The organism is Caballeronia temeraria (genome assembly GCF_001544795.2).
GTDB lineage: Bacteria > Pseudomonadota > Gammaproteobacteria > Burkholderiales > Burkholderiaceae > Caballeronia > Caballeronia temeraria.
The window spans coordinates 169,456-185,261 of the sequence record NZ_FCOI02000003.1 but is presented as its reverse complement, the minus strand read 5'-3'; the positions used below and the strand labels follow the sequence as shown (position 1 = coordinate 185,261).

Below are 15,806 nucleotides of genomic sequence, written 5' to 3'. Positions count from 1 at the left end.
ATCTGGAGACGCGCCCCACATGAATGCACCCGACCGCGCCGCGCTAGCCGCCGCAACCGTTACCCTCGACGATAAATACACGCTGGAGAAAGGCCGCGTCTATATCAGCGGCACGCAGGCGCTCGTGCGTCTGCCGATGCTGCAAAAGGCCCGCGACCGCAAGGCGGGCCTGAACACGGCAGGCTTTATCTCGGGCTATCGCGGCTCGCCGCTCGGCGCGCTCGATCAGTCGCTGTGGAAGGCGAAGGCGCATCTGAAGGACAACGACATCGTCTTTCAGCCGGGGGTGAACGAGGATCTCGCGGCGACGTCGATCTGGGGCACGCAGCAGATCAATCTGTGGCCGGGCGCGACGCGCGATGGCGTGTTCGGCATGTGGTACGGCAAGGGTCCGGGCGTCGATCGCACGGGCGATGTCTTCAAGCACGCGAATTCCGCCGGCAGCGACAAGCACGGCGGCGTGCTCGTGCTCGCGGGCGACGATCACGCGGCGAAATCGTCGTCGGTCGCGCATCAGTCGGATCATGCGTTCATCGCGGCGGGCATTCCGGTGCTGTATCCGTCGAACGTGCAGGAATATCTCGACTACGGCCTGCACGGATGGGCGATGAGCCGCTATTCCGGTCTATGGGTCGCGATGAAATGCGTGACCGATGTGGTGGAATCCACTGCATCGATCGATCTCGATCCGGACCGCGTGGAGATCGTCACGCCAACCGATTACGCGATGCCCGAAGGCGGCCTCAATATTCGCTGGCCCGATTCGCCGCTCGCGCAGGAAGCGCGTCTGCTCGACGAGAAGTGGTACGCGGCCTTGGCCTATGTGCGCGCGAACAAGCTGAACCGCGTCGTGATCGATTCGGACAAGCCGCGCTTCGGCATCATCACGGCGGGCAAGGCTTATCTCGATGTGCGCCAGGCGCTCGTCGATCTCGGTCTCGACGATGAAACCTGCGCGCAGATCGGCCTGCGCGTGCTGAAAGTGGGCTGCGTTTGGCCGCTCGATGCGCAGGACGCACGCGCGTTTGCGACGGGTCTCGAAGAGATTCTCGTCGTCGAAGAGAAGCGGCAGATTCTCGAATACGCGCTGAAGGAAGAGCTGTACAACTGGCGCGAGGACGTGCGCCCGCGCATCTACGGCAAGTTCGATGAGCGCGACAACGAAGGCGGCGAATGGTCCGTGCCGCGCGGCGACTGGCTGCTGCCCGCGCATTACGAGCTGTCGCCTGCACTGATCGCGAAGGCTATCGCGCGTCGTCTCGCACGCGCCGATCTTCCCGAAGACGTGCGTGCGCGCATGCTGTCGCGCGTCGAAACGATCGAAGCGAAAGAGCGCGAGGCGATCAAGCCGCGCGTCGATGTCGAGCGCAAGCCGTGGTTCTGCTCGGGCTGTCCGCACAACACGTCGACACGCGTGCCCGAAGGTTCGCGCGCGCTCGCGGGTATCGGCTGCCATTACATGTCGATGTGGATGGACCGCAAGACCGAGACCTTCAGCCAGATGGGCGGCGAGGGCGTCGCGTGGATCGGCCAGATGCACTTCTCGGGCGACAAGCATGTGTTCGTCAATCTCGGCGACGGCACGTATTTCCATTCGGGCCTGCTTGCGGTGCGCGCGGCGATCGCGGCGAACGCGAACATCACGTACAAGATCCTCTACAACGATGCCGTCGCGATGACCGGCGGTCAGCCCGTCGACGGCGTGCTGACCGTGCCGCAGATCGCGCATCAGGTGTCCGCGGAAGGGGCGAAGCGCATCGTCATCGTGACGGACGAGCCGCAGAAATACGATGCGAACGTTGCGTTGCCGCAGGGCGTGAACGTGCATCATCGCGATGAGCTCGACCGCATTCAGCGCGAGCTGCGCGATACGCAAGGCACGACCATCCTCATCTACGATCAGACCTGCGCGACGGAAAAGCGCCGCCGCCGCAAGCGCGGCACGTATCCCGATCCGGCGCGTCGCGCGTTCATCAACGATGCGGTTTGCGAAGGTTGCGGCGATTGCTCGGTGCAATCGAACTGCCTGTCCGTCGAGCCGATGGACACGCCGCTCGGCACCAAGCGCAAGATCAATCAGTCGTCGTGCAACAAGGATTTCTCGTGCGTGAAGGGCTTTTGCCCGAGTTTCGTCACGGCCGAAGGCGCGCAGGTTCGCAAGCCCAAAGCGGCCGGCGGCGTGAAGCCCGATTTCGATAAGCTGCCCATGCCTTCGTTGCCCGCGTTGTCGAAGCCTTACGGCATTCTCGTGACGGGCGTCGGCGGCACGGGCGTCGTGACGATCGGCGGATTGATCGGCATGGCGGCGCATATCGAACGCAAGGGCGTGACCGTGCTCGACATGGCCGGTCTCGCGCAGAAGGGCGGCGCGGTGCTGAGCCACGTGCAGATCGCGCCGCAGCCGCAGGCGTTGCACGCGACACGTATCGCGACGGGCGAAGCGCGGCTCGTCATCGGTTGCGATGCGATCGTGTCGGCATCGAACGACGTGCTGTCGCGCACGCGTCACGGCATCACGCAGGCGGCGATCAACAGCGGCGCGACGCCGACCGCCGAGTTCGTCACCCATGCGCAATGGACCTTTCCGGCAACGCAAACGGAGCAGGCGCTCAACGAGAGCATCGGCGCGGGCTGTGAATTCATCGATGCCAACGCACTCGCATTGAAACTGCTCGGCGACACGATCTATTCGAATCCGCTGCTATTGGGCTTCGCATGGCAGAAGGGCTGGTTGCCGCTCGAGCTCGCGAGCCTCACGCGCGCGATCGAACTGAACGGCGTGGCCGTCGAGAAGAACGTGCTCGCGTTCAACTGGGGGCGTTTCGTCGCGCAGAACGGCGCGGGCGATCTGCTCAAGTCCACGCAGCACGCGGTCATCGTGAAGATGCCCGAGTCGCTGGAAAACGTGATCGCGACGCGCGAAGCTTTGCTCACGGCGTATCAGAGCGAAGCGTATGCGCGCTCGTATCGCAGCGTGGTCGAGCGCATGCGCGACAAGGAAAAGCTGCTGAACGCGAAGCTGCCGCTCACGCGCGCCGTCGCGGTGAATCTCGCGAAGCTCATGGCCTACAAGGATGAATACGAGGTCGCGCGTCTTTATGCCGATCCCGCGTATCTCGACAAGCTGCGCGAACAGTTCGAAGGCGAACCGGGCCGCGATTACAAGCTGATGTTCCATCTCGCGCCGCCGCTTTTCGCCAGGCGCGATGAACACGGCCATCTCGTGAAGCAGCGCTTCGGCGCGTGGATGCTGCCGGCGTTTCGGATGCTCGCGAAGATGAAGCGCCTGCGAGGCACATCGCTCGATATCTTCGGCAAGACGGAAGAGCGCCGCACGGAGCGCCGGATGATTGCGGACTACCTCGCGCTCGTCGATGAATTCGTCGCGACGCTCGATGCGGACCGCTTCGACGCCGCGCTGAAGCTCGCGAAGCTGCCCGACGAAATCCGCGGCTTCGGCCACGTGAAGGAGCGCAACATGACGGCTGTCGCGAAGAAGCGCGAGCGTCTGATCGAGGCTTATCGTGCGCCGGTGGAGATGGCTGCGACGGCCTGATCGCCGTACACATCGCGGGCGATCGTGCGCAACGCATCGGCCATGACTTCGGTCGCGGGCGAGAGCAGCCGGTCCGCCCGCGTGACGATGCCGAAGTCGTCCATGCGGCAATCCATCGGCAACGGCAGCATCGCGACGATGCCGTGACGCGCGTAGTAAAGCGCGACATCTTCGGCGAGCACTGCGATCATGTCGCTCTGTTCCAGCAGTTGCGTGACGAAGAGAATCGCCGCGGTCTCGACGACGTTCGCAGGCAGCGCGAGGCTCGCGCGCTGAAACATCAGGTCGAATCGATGCCGCAGCGCGCTGCCCGCAGGCGGCACGAGCCACGCGGCATCGCGCACATCGCTCAACGACAGCGCCTTCTCCTTCAACAACGGATGCCCCGCCCGCACGACGGCGCGCACCGGCTCGCCGGCAAGCGCCTCATAACGCAATTGCACCTTGTCGTGCTCGGCTGAAAGACGGCCGATCACGATATCGAGCTTTTCCTGCGCGAGCTTTTCCAGCAGCACGTTGCTCGTATCGATCTCGACGGAAATGCGGATATCCGCATGCGCGCGCTTCACGGCGGCGACGGCGGCAGGCAAGAGCCGCACGCCCGGCGACGTGATCGCGCCGATCGCCACATGCCCGAGCCGCCCCGACGCGAGCGCGACGAGTTCTTCCTGTGCCTGATCGAGACTGCCGAGCACGGCGCGCGCATGACGAATGATGGCGTCGCCGTATAGCGTGGGGCGCACGCCGCGCGGCTCGCGATCAAACAGCGCGACACCGAGCGTTTCTTCCAGTTCGCGCAAAAGTTTCGACGCAGCGGGTTGCGTCATGTTCAGCACAGCCGCCGCGCGATGCACGTTGCCTTCTTCCGCGAGCGCCACGACGAGCATGAGTTGCCGTGTTTTCAGGCGATTGCGCACGTACCAGGGACTTGGATTCAGCATCTAAGGGTTTTTACGAATGCAGATTTGAATATCGATAACGTCCAACTTTTCATTAGTCGATTATCGCGTGGACTTTTAGACTTCGCCAAATATCGATTATTGAAAGGGATGGAACGGATGTCCGCATCGAAGCCCAAGCTGCGCTCCACGCAATGGTTCGGCACCAACGACAAGAACGGCTTCATGTATCGAAGCTGGATGAAGAATCAGGGCATTCCGGATCACGAGTTCGACGGCAGGCCGATCATCGGCATCTGCAATACGTGGTCGGAACTCACGCCGTGCAATGCGCACTTTCGCAAGATCGCGGAGCACGTGAAGCGCGGCGTGTACGAGGCGGGCGGCTTTCCCGTCGAGTTTCCGGTGTTCTCCAACGGCGAATCGAACCTGCGGCCCACCGCGATGCTCACGCGCAATCTTGCCGCGATGGACGTCGAGGAAGCGATTCGCGGCAATCCCATCGACGCGGTCGTGCTGCTGACCGGCTGCGACAAGACCACGCCCGCGCTGCTGATGGGCGCGGCAAGCTGCGATGTTCCCGCGATAGTCGTGACCGGCGGGCCGATGTTGAACGGCAAGCTCGATGGCAAGAACATCGGCTCGGGCACGGCCGTGTGGCAACTGCATGAGTCGCTGAAGGCGGGCGAGATCGATCTGCATCAGTTTCTGTTGGCGGAAGCGGGCATGTCGCGTTCGGCGGGCACCTGCAACACGATGGGCACGGCATCGACGATGGCCTGCATGGCCGAAGCGCTCGGCACGTCGTTGCCGCACAACGCCGCGATTCCCGCCGTCGATTCGCGCCGCTACGTGCTCGCGCATATGTCGGGCATCCGCATCGTGGAGATGGCGCTCGAAGGGCTGACGCTCTCGAAGATTCTCACGCGCGAAGCTTTCGAAAACGCGATCCGCACGAATGCGGCGATCGGCGGCTCGACCAATGCGGTGATTCACCTGAAGGCGATCGCGGGGCGCATCGGCGTGCCGCTCGAACTGGAGGACTGGACGCGCGTCGGCCGCGATACGCCGACCATCGTCGATCTGATGCCGTCGGGCCGCTTCCTGATGGAGGAGTTCTATTACGCGGGCGGCTTGCCTGCCGTGTTGCGGCGTCTGGGCGAAGCGAACCTGATTCCGCATCCCGATGCGTTGACGGTGAATGGCAAATCGCTGTGGGAGAACGTGAAGAGCGCGCCCATCACCGACGACGAAGTGATTCGCAAGCTGAGCAATCCATTGATCGACGATGGCGGCATTCGCATTCTGCGCGGCAATCTCGCGCCGCGCGGCGCGGTTCTCAAGCCATCGGCGGCGAGTCCCGAACTGCTGAAGCATCGCGGCCGCGCGGTCGTATTCGAAAACCTGGAGCATTACAAGGAACGCATCGTCGATGAGTCGCTCGATGTCGACAAAAACTCCGTGCTCGTGTTGAAGAACTGCGGGCCGAAGGGTTATCCGGGCATGGCCGAAGTGGGCAATATGGGCTTGCCGCCCAAACTCCTGCGCGCGGGCGTCAAGGACATGGTGCGCATCTCGGATGCGCGCATGAGTGGCACCGCATACGGCACGGTCGTGCTGCACGTCGCGCCCGAAGCGGCGGCGGGCGGGCCGCTTGCGGCCGTGCGCGATGGCGACTGGATCGAACTCGATTGCGATGCGGGCACGCTGCATCTCGACATCAGCGATGAAGAACTCGCGCGGCGCATGAGCGATCGCGAGCCGTCGAGCAAGCATGGCGAAGGCGGTTATCAACGCCTGTATGTCGATCACGTGCTGCAGGCCGATGAAGGTTGCGACCTCGATTTTCTCGTCGGCAAACGAGGCGCGGCCGTGCCGAGACATTCGCACTGAAATAAAATACACAGGAGACCGTATGAAATACGACACCGCGGCAGCGCTCGATCGCGCCGCGCCCGCGACAGATGGTATGGCGGCACAGGACGGCGGCACGGAGCGGCGCATCGTCGGTATGCTGATCCGCAAGCTGATGCCGTTCCTCGCGCTGATCTATGTGGTCGCCTATATCGACCGTACTGTCGTCGGCTTTGCGAAGCTGCACATGAACGCCGCGGTCGGCCTGAGCGATGCGGCTTATGGACTCGGCGCGGGACTCTTTTTCATCGGCTATTTCCTGTGCGAAGTGCCGAGCAATCTCGCGCTGGAACGCTTTGGCGCGCGCGTATGGTTCGCGCGCATTCTCGCGACGTGGGGCGTCATCACGATGGCGATGGCGCTCACGCGCGGCCCGATGAGCTTCTACGCGCTGCGCTTTCTGCTGGGCGCGGCGGAAGCGGGCCTGTATCCCGGCATTCTGTACTTCCTGACGAAGTGGTTTCCCCTGCGTCAGCGGGCGCGCATCATCGGTTTGCTGGTGCTCGCGCAGCCTGTCTCCGGCATCGTCACAGGACCGCTTGCGGGCTGGATTCTTTCGACACACGGCGTCTTCGGCATGTCGAACTGGCAGACCTTGTTCATCGTGAGCGGCCTGCCTGCCGTACTGCTCGCGCTGCCTACATTGCGAATCCTGCCCGAATCGCCCGCGCAGGCGCGCTGGCTCGCACCGGCCGATCGCGCGTGGATCGAACGCGAGCTTGCGCGGGATCGCGCGACGTTCGCGCTGAAATCGCACGGCAATCCGCTGGCCGCGCTGAAGGACAAGCGCGTGCTGCTGCTCGCGTTGCTGTTCCTGCCGTTTCCGCTTGCGATCTACGGCCTGTCGCTGTGGCTGCCGACGATCATCAAGGGCTTCGGCGTCACCGATTCGATGACGGGCCTGCTGTCCGCCGTCCCGTATCTTTTCGCGGTGCTCGGCCTGTGCATCGTGCCGCGTCATTCGGACAGCAAGCGCGAGCGTTACTGGCATATCGTCGCGGTGACGAGCTTCGGCGCGGTGATGCTGGCCGCGAGCGCCTGGGCGGGCAGCGTTCAGTGGCAGTTCGCGTTCATCTGCCTCGCGGCATTCTCGCTCTATTCGATCCAGCCGGTTGTCTGGGCGTTGCCGGGTCAGTTCCTGACGGGCGCGAGCGCGGCGGTCGGCATCGCGACGATCAATTCCATCGGCAATCTCGGCGGTTATTTCGGGCCGACGGGCGTCGGCGTCATCAAGGATCGCACGGGCAGTCTGGCCGCCGGCCTGTACTTTCTCGCGGCGACGCTGCTGATCGCGGTGCTCACCACCTTCGTCGTGCGCGCCGTGCTCGACAGGCCGCGCGCGCGCTGAACGCATGCGCTCTCATTTCATTTCATATCGGACGACAGCATGACCAGTCTCGCCAATCCACGTTATCGCGGCATCTTCCCGGTTGTGCCGACGACCTTCACCGAATCGGGCGAACTCGATCTCGACAGTCAGAAACGCGCGGTCGATTTCATGATCGACGCGGGCTCCGACGGCCTCGCGATTCTCGCGAATTTCTCCGAGCAGTTCTCGCTCGCCGACGATGAACGCGACACGCTCACGCGCACGATCCTCGAACACGTCGCGGGCCGCGTGCCGGTGATCGTGACGACATCGCATTACGGCACGCGCGTATGCATCGAACGCAGCCGCCGCGCGCAGGACCTCGGTGCCGCGATGATCATGGCGATGCCGCCGTATCACGGCGCGACGTTTCGCGTGCCCGAGGGATCGATCTATGAGTTCTACGCGCGCCTTTCCGATGCGTTGACGATCCCCATCATGATTCAGGACGCGCCCGCCGCGGGCACGCCTTTGTCGGCGGCTTTCCTCGCGCGCATGGCTCGCGAGATCGAGCAGGTGTCGTACTTCAAGATCGAAACGCCGGGCGCGGCGAACAAGCTGCGCGAGCTGATCAGGCTCGGCGGCGAGGCGATCGAAGGTCCGTGGGACGGCGAAGAAGCGATCACGCTGCTCGCCGATCTGAACGCGGGCGCGACCGGCTCGATGACGGGCGGCGGCTTCCCCGATGGCATCCGTCCGATCATCGAGGCGCATCGCAATGGACGCGTGGACGAAGCATTCGAGCTGTATCAGCGCTGGCTGCCGCTCATCAATCACGAGAACCGGCAGGCGGGCTTGCTCGCGGCGAAGGCGTTGATGAAGGAGGGCGGTGTGATCGCGTGCGAGGCGCCGCGCCATCCGTTGCCGGCGATGGGGCAGGAAACGCGCGATGAGTTGATCGCGATTGCGCGGCGACTGGATGCGACGGTGTTGCGCTGGGGGCGATAGGGTATCGTTACGCACTGAGACAGACCCGGACGCATAAGGAGACATCCCATGAAAGCCGCATATAAGCTCGCCGTCGTCGGCATCGGCAAGATCGCGCGGGATCAGCACTTGCCCGCGATCGCGGCGCAGCCCGGATTCGAACTCGTCGCGTGCGCGAGCCGCAACGCAAGCGTCGATGGCGTGCGCAACTATCAGGATATTGGTGCGCTGCTCGCCGCCGAGCCGTCCATCGATGCCGTGTCGCTCTGTGCGCCGCCGCAAGTGCGCTACGCGCAGGCGCTCGCCGCACTCGACGCAGGCAAGCACGTCATGCTGGAAAAGCCGCCGGGCGCGAGCGTCAGCGAAGTCGAAGCGTTGCACGACATCGCGCGTGCACGCGGCTGCACGCTCTTCGCGTCGTGGCATTCGCGCGCGGCGAGCGCGGTCGAACCGGCGCGTGCGTGGCTCGCATCGAAGGATGCCGGCGCGATCCGTTCCGTCGAAGTGCGCTGGAAGGAAGACGTGCGACACTGGCATCCCGGACAGCAATGGATCTGGGAGCCAGGCGGTCTCGGTGTGTTCGATCCGGGCATCAACGCGCTATCCATCGTCACGCGCATACTGCCGCACGAAATCGCGTTGCGCGCGGCCACGCTCACCGTCCCGAGCGATACGTCCACGCCGATCGCCGCCGATCTCGATTGCATCGCGACGAACGGCGCGCCGGTGCGTGCAGCGTTCGACTGGCGTCACGGTCCCGTCGAGGAATGGGATATCGATATCGAAACAGACGCGGGCCGTCTTTCGATGCGCGAAGGCGGCAAGCGCCTGTCGATCGCCGGCAAGGAAGTCGAACTCGGCGCGGAGCGTGAATATCCCGCGCTATACGAGCACTTTCACGCGCTTATCGAAACGAAAGCGAGCGATGTCGACGTGCGTCCCTTGCGTCTCGTCGCCGATGCGTTTCTCACAGGACGGCGCGTCGAAACGGAAGCATTCGGCCGCTGATCTTCGATCGTGTCACGAAGCGCGATACGTCGCGCTTCGAATCGCATTGATCGCGGACACATCGCCCTCGGGCGCGGCGCTTACCTTCGCGTGCCGCGCGACGAGCGGAATACGACGCGCGCTTCCCGGCGCGAGATGAAACCAGTCGATGCGCGCGAAGTAGTTCGGATCGACGATATGCACCCAGCGCGCAAGCTGCGCCGTTTCGATGACGAGACTCCAGCCTTCATCGTCTTTCTCGACGCTGACATTCAAGCCGATATCGCGACGCTCGCCGATCGACGGATCGGGGAAGTGGAACGCTTCCGACAACACTTCGCCCGAGTCCGCATCGCGCAACACGACATGCGTCGCATCATGCGCGCGCGGGCCGAAGCGGTATGCATAAGCGATATCGAAGAACGCGCCGATCAACGCATTCGACGACACACGCTGCACGCTGCGCGGCTGCAATATGACATTGCGTGAGCCGCCTGCGACCTTCACCGAGCCTTCGCGCAGACACGTCAGTTCGACGCGCGCTTGAATCACGCGCGCAGTATCGTTGACGAGATGCACGTCGAGACCGTCGAGACCTTCGTCGAGGATCAGTGCCTGCACCGGCTGCGACACGCGCGCGAGTCCATGCAGCGCGCTCTTCGGCGCACCGAGCACGTCGATGACGCCCCAGCCCGCGCCCGGACGCACATCGAGCAGATTCCACACGATGCCGCCCGCGCAAGTCGATCCTTCGCGACGCCATTCGGAGAACACCGCGCCGATCACGTCCGCGACAACCGCGCGTGAGAGTTCCAGATAACGCTCGGGATTTTCATAACGCAAACGCGGCACGTCCAGGCGATAAAGCGATTGCATGTAGTGCTCGCGCACATCGTCGAAGTCCCATGCGGAGCCGGGATCGCGCGGCACGCCTGTTTTCCAGCGCGGTTCGTGCGCGCGCGGATTCGGTATGGACCGTAACGCCACATCATCAGGGACATTGGCGAACGCGAGGCACTCGGAAGCGAAACGCACTTGCGCGCGACGCACATCATCGAACGAACGTTGATACGCAGGCACGCCGTAGTAATGCGTGATGCCGCCGCGCGTGCCGAAGGGCATCGATTCCGTGTCGCCGGGCGCGGCGCTCGGCGAATTCACGACATACGCGACATCGGGCCGTTGCGCTGCGATCGCATTCGGCAAGAGTTCGGTGAAGAGGCGTTGCTGATACGCATCGAAGGACAGGCCGAGCATCGCCGCTTGCTGATGCACTTCGCTTCCGCCACACAGCACGGCAAGCGATGCGAATCGGCGCGTGCGTGCGAGGAACTGATCGGCTTCGCGTTGCACGCTCGCGCGAAAGGCTTCGTCGTCGGGATAATCGAAGTTGGCGAACGCGAAGTCCTGCCACACGAGCACGCCGTGTTTGTCGGCGAGTTCGTAGAACGTGTCGGATTCGTAGAGCGTGATGCCGCTCACGCGAATGATGTTCAGGCCGGCGTCGCGGATCAACTTGAAGATGTTGTCGAGCTTGTCGCGCGGCGCATCGAGCGCGACGATATCCGCCGATGTCCAGCACGCGCCGCGCGCGAACACGGGCACGCCATTGACGACGAGCCGAAAGCCCTTGTGGTCCGCGCCGCGATCGACCTCGATCGTGCGGAAGCCGACTTCGCCAAGTTCGATATCGCCGAGCTTCACGGCATAACGCGACGGCTCGCCGTGCGTATGCGGATACCACAGACGTACCTTGGGCACACGGACGCGGCCTGTGAGCGTGCGTGCGTCCTGCCATTGCATCGTGGCGTGCGTATCGCCGCACGCGATGCGGATCGGCATCTGCTCCTGTGCATGAAAGTAGCGCACCGTGACATCGATAACGCCATCGCTGCCATCGACGCTCGTGCGCAAATCGATGTCGTCGATGCACGCACGCGTTTCGCCGATCAATTCGATCGCGCGCCAGGGGCCTGCCGGTTGAATCGCCGGACACCATCCGGACATATGGCCGAGCAGCGTCGTGCGCACGTTGCGCAACGTGGCCGGCTGCGCGAGCTTGGGACGCCAGCGCGCGCGTCCGCGTTTTGCGGCGAGCGCGGGCGCGATCGAACGAAAGCACAGATGAAGCGTGTGCTCGCCGTTCAGATCGACATCGAGATCATGTGCGACGAACATCGAATCCGTTTCGAGCAGCTTGCGATCGTCGAGCCATACTTCGGCGATAGTCGCGAGGCCATTGAACCGCAAGCGCCGCTTGCCATCGCCCGCGAGCGTCACGCGATACCAGTGATCCGAATGCGCGAACGGCTGCGCGAGCGCTTCATCACTCACGCCTTGTGCACGCAAGGCGGAAGCGATCGTGCCGGGCACGGGCGCGTCGATCCACTGCGTGAAGGTATCGAGCGATGCGGGCGTCGCGCACGCACCCGCCGGCGTGCTCACGCACTGCCAGCCTTCGGATAGAAGCCGCGCCGCCTGCGCGGACAAGACGTGCATGAACCGACCTCATCGATGGGATTCGAAGAACGACGCCAAAGCCGCGCGCGTGACGCACGGCTTTGGCGTTCAGAGAAAGCGCGCGGCAAGCGGCTCGATGACCTTGTCATACGATGCCTGCATCGAATCGAGGCAGTCTTCGCACAAGTCCGTGCGTGAGCGCATGCGGGCACGCGCGAGACGGAACTGCATGACCATCGCTTCGCTTGCGATCGCCTGCGCGCTCGTCTGGATCTCGCTCGACACGTCCACGCCATGCCGGTTCAGCCAGCCGAGATACTTCGACAACAACTCGAAGTTCGAGCCGAGCTGACGCATCACGTTGAACGTGTAGAGGTGATAGTACGCGGGATCGCGTTCGAGCATCGCGCGCAAATGCTCGGGAAACGCCGCACGCCATTGCGCGACCGGGTTCGCCGCTGGACGATCTTCGAGGCGCAACTTGAGCAACTCGACCGAGCGTTGCACCATCGCTTCGCCTGCGAGCGGCGCGCGCGCACGCTTCACGAATTCGACGTACGGAAAGAGCGCGTGCACGTCGCTTGCGAGACCGGGCATCAGACGGAATACGCCATCGTAGTCCTCGCCCGACAACGCGAAATAGCCCGCGTTATGGAAGTACGTGATGCGCTTCGCGTCCGTGTCGATGGCATCGATCGCGATGGTCGTCTTCGTATGCGTCTGCCGGTACGCGGTTGCACGCGTATCGGGCAGATAGTACGAGTCCATCTCGACCACCACCATCTGCCCGCGACGCGTCTGCTCGCGCACGTGCGCCTCCAGCGTGTCGTAGATCGCGAGCTCTTGTGCCTGCAGGCCGTAGAGCCGCGCGATGTCGTCGAGCGAGAACTTCGGGAACGTGAACTGATCGCCCTCGAATGCCTGCGTCACCGTGAAACCGAGCGCCGCATGCGGATCGCAGCCATAGTGATGCAGCAGCTCGATCCACAAATCGACGTAGCAGTTCGTCTCCAGCCAGACGCGCTCTTCACGATGCAGCGCGTGCTGGCTGTGAGCGGTGTCCGCGGGCAAGGGCGTGTCGGTCACGACGTCTGCCGGCGAGCGTGCGTTCATGCCTGGCTTCCCATGTTCGCGAGGCCTTCTTCGATGAGCGGCGCCTTGTCGCCCCACAGCAACTGACGCACTTTCGCGGGCCACGCGTTGACATCGAGACCGTGATGACGGAAGAGCGCGAGCGTCGTGCGCTCCATGCCGAAACCCACACATGCGGTATGCGCGACCTGATCGTCGGCCTGACGGATATGCCACAGCTCACCGAAGTGATCCTGGTGATAGTTGAACGACAGGCAAGCGGTCGGACGATCCGGCGTTGCGACCGGCACGAGCAGTTCGAACTTCAGTTGCTGCGCGCGCTGGCTGTCCGCGACGATCATGCCGCCGCGACCGAAGAACGGATCGTTGGCGAGATCGATCTCGAAGGGCAGTTCGAGCAGATTCACGAGCAGCGAGCCGCGCTCGATCCACTTCTGACGGAACGCCATGACTTGCTCGGGGCTGCCGACGCGAATGTATTCGCGCATCCGGAACATCTGCATGCGGCCCGGATCGATGGACGGCTCGTGGCGGAAGCAATACGAGAAGGCATCGAAGGTCGCGCCGTCTTCAGCGAGATTGCCGCGCTTCGCGACGAGCGGATAGATCGGATAGCAGGCAGCCGGCGTGAGCACGAGGCGCGTCGGCTTTTGCTGATCCATCCATTCATCGGAGCGCTCTTCCTCTTCGCCGATATGCACGATCTTGTCGAGCGCTTCGAGCAGGCGATGATGCCCGCGGTCGTTCCCCTGGAACGAATGGATCGTGCCGGCGAGATTCGGGAAGCTCTTCAGATACTCGCTGTCCTCGAAATCGCGGCGGCGCATCGCGGGCGGAAAGCGCAGCACTTCCGCGTTCTGATCCGCGCCGAGCATCGTGATGGCCTGATTGAGCCGCTCGACGACATCTTCGAAAACTTCGCTGCGGCCATAGAGACCGTCTTCACCCGTATCGAGCAGAATCCCGGCTTCGATCAGGCGATCGCGCAAGGTCAGGTCCGATTTGTCGTACGGTGCCTTAGTCTCTTGTGATTGTGCTTGTGCTTCGGCCTGCATCATGGCGGCCTGTTCCGTCGGCATGTTCATGTTTCAAAGAGTCCCCGTTGCGGCGCGCTGCGCAAGCAGCAGATTCGCCGTGTTCAATTCGATGCGATCGTTGCTGATCATGAGCGGCGCCGAATGCAGATCACGCAGATGGCGCCCCACGCTGAACGGCGTGTCGTTCTTGTAGCCCGCCATGCCGCAGATCATCAGCGTTTCCTGCACGACATGCACGGCCGACTGCGAAACCGCCAGCTTGAGCATGTTCAGATCGGCGTTGATGCCGATCGAAGCTGCGAGCGGAGCGTCGTCGTCGTTGCTCTGGCTCGCTTTGCGCACCGCGCGTTCGGCTTGCGCCGCTTCGACATTCGCGAGCGATTCGCGCAGACGTGCCTGCATCATTTTGATGAGCGTCAGCACTTGCGAAAGACGCGCAGCCGAAGGCGGCAACGCAGGCTTGCCGCGCGCCTGATTGCGGAAGAACTGATGCGCGCGGTTCGCGGCGTCGCTCGCGATGCCGCACCATACCGACGACCACAAGGTATGCGATACGGGCAGCATGCTTTCGTCGGCGATCTTCGAGAAGGGCGTCGGCAGAATCTGCTCGGCGGTGCCGCTTGCAACCAGGCGATGTCCTTCGCTGCACGTGCCGCGCATGCCGAGCGTGTCCCACGTGCCGCGCTGCTCGAGCGTGAACGTGTCGCGCGGCGCGACGATCAGCACCTGATCCGAGGGCGGCGCATCCGGATGACGGCGTGCGGTCACGAGAATGCAGTCGGAATACTTGCCGTACGAAATGGTCGGCGCGAGCTTCTCGATGCGAAACGCGTTGTCGACAAGATCGACCGCGCATGCGCTCGTGCGCATGTTGCCGCCGATGTTCTCTTCCGACGTCGCCGATGCGAGCAGCAACTGTTCGTTGACCATGCGCGCGAGAAAGTCGCGCTGCCAAGGCACATTGACGCCATGATCGACGATGCACACGACCTGGCTCTGGTGCATCGCATAGATCATCGCGGAGGACGCACAGCCTTGCGCCATTGCTTCGCACAAGCGCGCGACGCCGGTGAGCGTCAGGCCGTCGCCGCCGTAGATCGTCGGGATCATCGCGGAGAAAAGACGCTCTTCGCGCATCGCGGCGATGGCTTCGGCCGGAAAGCGCGCTTCGCGGTCAACCGCATCGGCGTGCTTTGCTGCGACCGCGGCCACGCGTCTGGCGGCTTCGATCAGCTCGCTTTCGCTGCGCGGGCTCGCGCTCTGCGCGAGCTCGGCCATCTCGAGCTCTTGAGCGGGCGCGTTCATGCTGCCGCCTGCGTGCGACGCAGTTCGTCGACGGCCGAGGCGAGCGAATCGACGCTCGAAAAGAGCCGGCGCGTGAGCATGTGATCGGGAATCTCGATGCCGAATTCGTCTTCGATCGCCAGCATCACGTGAACCGTGGCAAGCGAGGAAAGACCGGCGGCGTAGAGATCGTCGCCGTCGGCGAGCGTGTCGATGGGCACGTCGAGACGAGCGGACTCGGCGAGGATGCGGCGCAATTCAGTTTTCATTGTCTGTGTTTT

General features: G+C 63.6%; 11 protein-coding genes. 5 read left to right on the top strand and 6 right to left on the bottom strand.

Annotated elements, in window-relative coordinates:
- Window positions 1-19 precede the first annotated feature (19 nt).
- Window positions 20-3,556 (top strand): indolepyruvate ferredoxin oxidoreductase family protein, encoded by a 3,537-nt coding sequence (locus tag AWB76_RS05785; protein WP_061159171.1) that lies wholly within the window; start codon window positions 20-22, stop codon window positions 3,554-3,556.
- On the opposite strand, the gene AWB76_RS05780 is transcribed toward AWB76_RS05785, so the two are convergent.
- Window positions 3,520-4,497, bottom strand: coding sequence for a LysR substrate-binding domain-containing protein (locus AWB76_RS05780; protein ID WP_061159170.1), 978 nt, complete (start codon window positions 4,495-4,497; stop codon window positions 3,520-3,522). The genes AWB76_RS05785 and AWB76_RS05780 overlap by 37 nt on opposite strands.
- A 117-nt stretch (window positions 4,498-4,614) precedes the next feature.
- Here AWB76_RS05780 and AWB76_RS05775 point away from each other — a divergent pair, with 117 nt between their 5' ends.
- Genes AWB76_RS05775 through AWB76_RS05760 form a run of 4 tightly spaced genes read left to right on the top strand, consistent with a single transcriptional unit; the run spans window position 4,615 to window position 9,673 of the window.
- Window positions 4,615-6,348 (top strand): IlvD/Edd family dehydratase, encoded by a 1,734-nt coding sequence (locus tag AWB76_RS05775; protein WP_061159418.1) that lies wholly within the window; start codon window positions 4,615-4,617, stop codon window positions 6,346-6,348.
- A 22-nt stretch (window positions 6,349-6,370) separates the two neighbouring features.
- Window positions 6,371-7,717 carry an MFS transporter gene (locus AWB76_RS05770; RefSeq protein ID WP_061159169.1) on the top strand — a complete coding sequence of 449 codons (1,347 nt, stop codon included), beginning with the start codon at window positions 6,371-6,373 and terminating at the stop codon, window positions 7,715-7,717.
- Between the two features lie 39 nt (window positions 7,718-7,756).
- On the top strand, window positions 7,757-8,686 hold the full coding sequence (locus AWB76_RS05765; protein ID WP_061159168.1) for a dihydrodipicolinate synthase family protein: 930 nt from the start codon (window positions 7,757-7,759) through the stop codon (window positions 8,684-8,686).
- Window positions 8,687-8,734: 48 nt separating this feature from the next.
- Complete coding sequence (locus AWB76_RS05760; protein WP_061159167.1) at window positions 8,735-9,673, top strand: Gfo/Idh/MocA family protein; 939 nt, start codon at window positions 8,735-8,737, stop codon at window positions 9,671-9,673.
- A 12-nt stretch (window positions 9,674-9,685) separates the two neighbouring features.
- Here AWB76_RS05760 and AWB76_RS05755 read toward each other — a convergent pair whose 3' ends face one another.
- The 5 genes from AWB76_RS05755 to AWB76_RS05735 form a co-directional block, all read right to left on the bottom strand.
- Window positions 9,686-12,151, bottom strand: a complete 2,466-nt coding sequence (locus AWB76_RS05755) for a glycosyl hydrolase 2 galactose-binding domain-containing protein (protein WP_061159166.1) — start codon at window positions 12,149-12,151, stop codon at window positions 9,686-9,688.
- A gap of 69 nt (window positions 12,152-12,220) precedes the next feature.
- Window positions 12,221-13,225, bottom strand: a complete 1,005-nt coding sequence (locus AWB76_RS05750; protein WP_061159165.1) for a DUF1839 family protein — start codon at window positions 13,223-13,225, stop codon at window positions 12,221-12,223.
- A complete protein-coding gene (locus AWB76_RS05745) occupies window positions 13,222-14,289 on the bottom strand; it encodes an amino acid--[acyl-carrier-protein] ligase (RefSeq protein WP_061159164.1) in 1,068 nt (355 codons plus the stop codon). The genes AWB76_RS05750 and AWB76_RS05745 overlap by 4 nt, the downstream gene beginning before the upstream one ends.
- 3 nt (window positions 14,290-14,292) lie before the next feature.
- Window positions 14,293-15,546: an acyl-CoA dehydrogenase family protein gene (locus AWB76_RS05740; RefSeq protein ID WP_061159163.1), complete on the bottom strand. Its 1,254-nt coding sequence runs from the start codon at window positions 15,544-15,546 to the stop codon at window positions 14,293-14,295.
- Window positions 15,543-15,794: an acyl carrier protein gene (locus AWB76_RS05735; RefSeq protein ID WP_061159162.1), complete on the bottom strand. Its 252-nt coding sequence runs from the start codon at window positions 15,792-15,794 to the stop codon at window positions 15,543-15,545. Before AWB76_RS05735 ends, AWB76_RS05740 begins: the two co-directional genes overlap by 4 nt.
- Window positions 15,795-15,806: the final 12 nt, after the last annotated feature.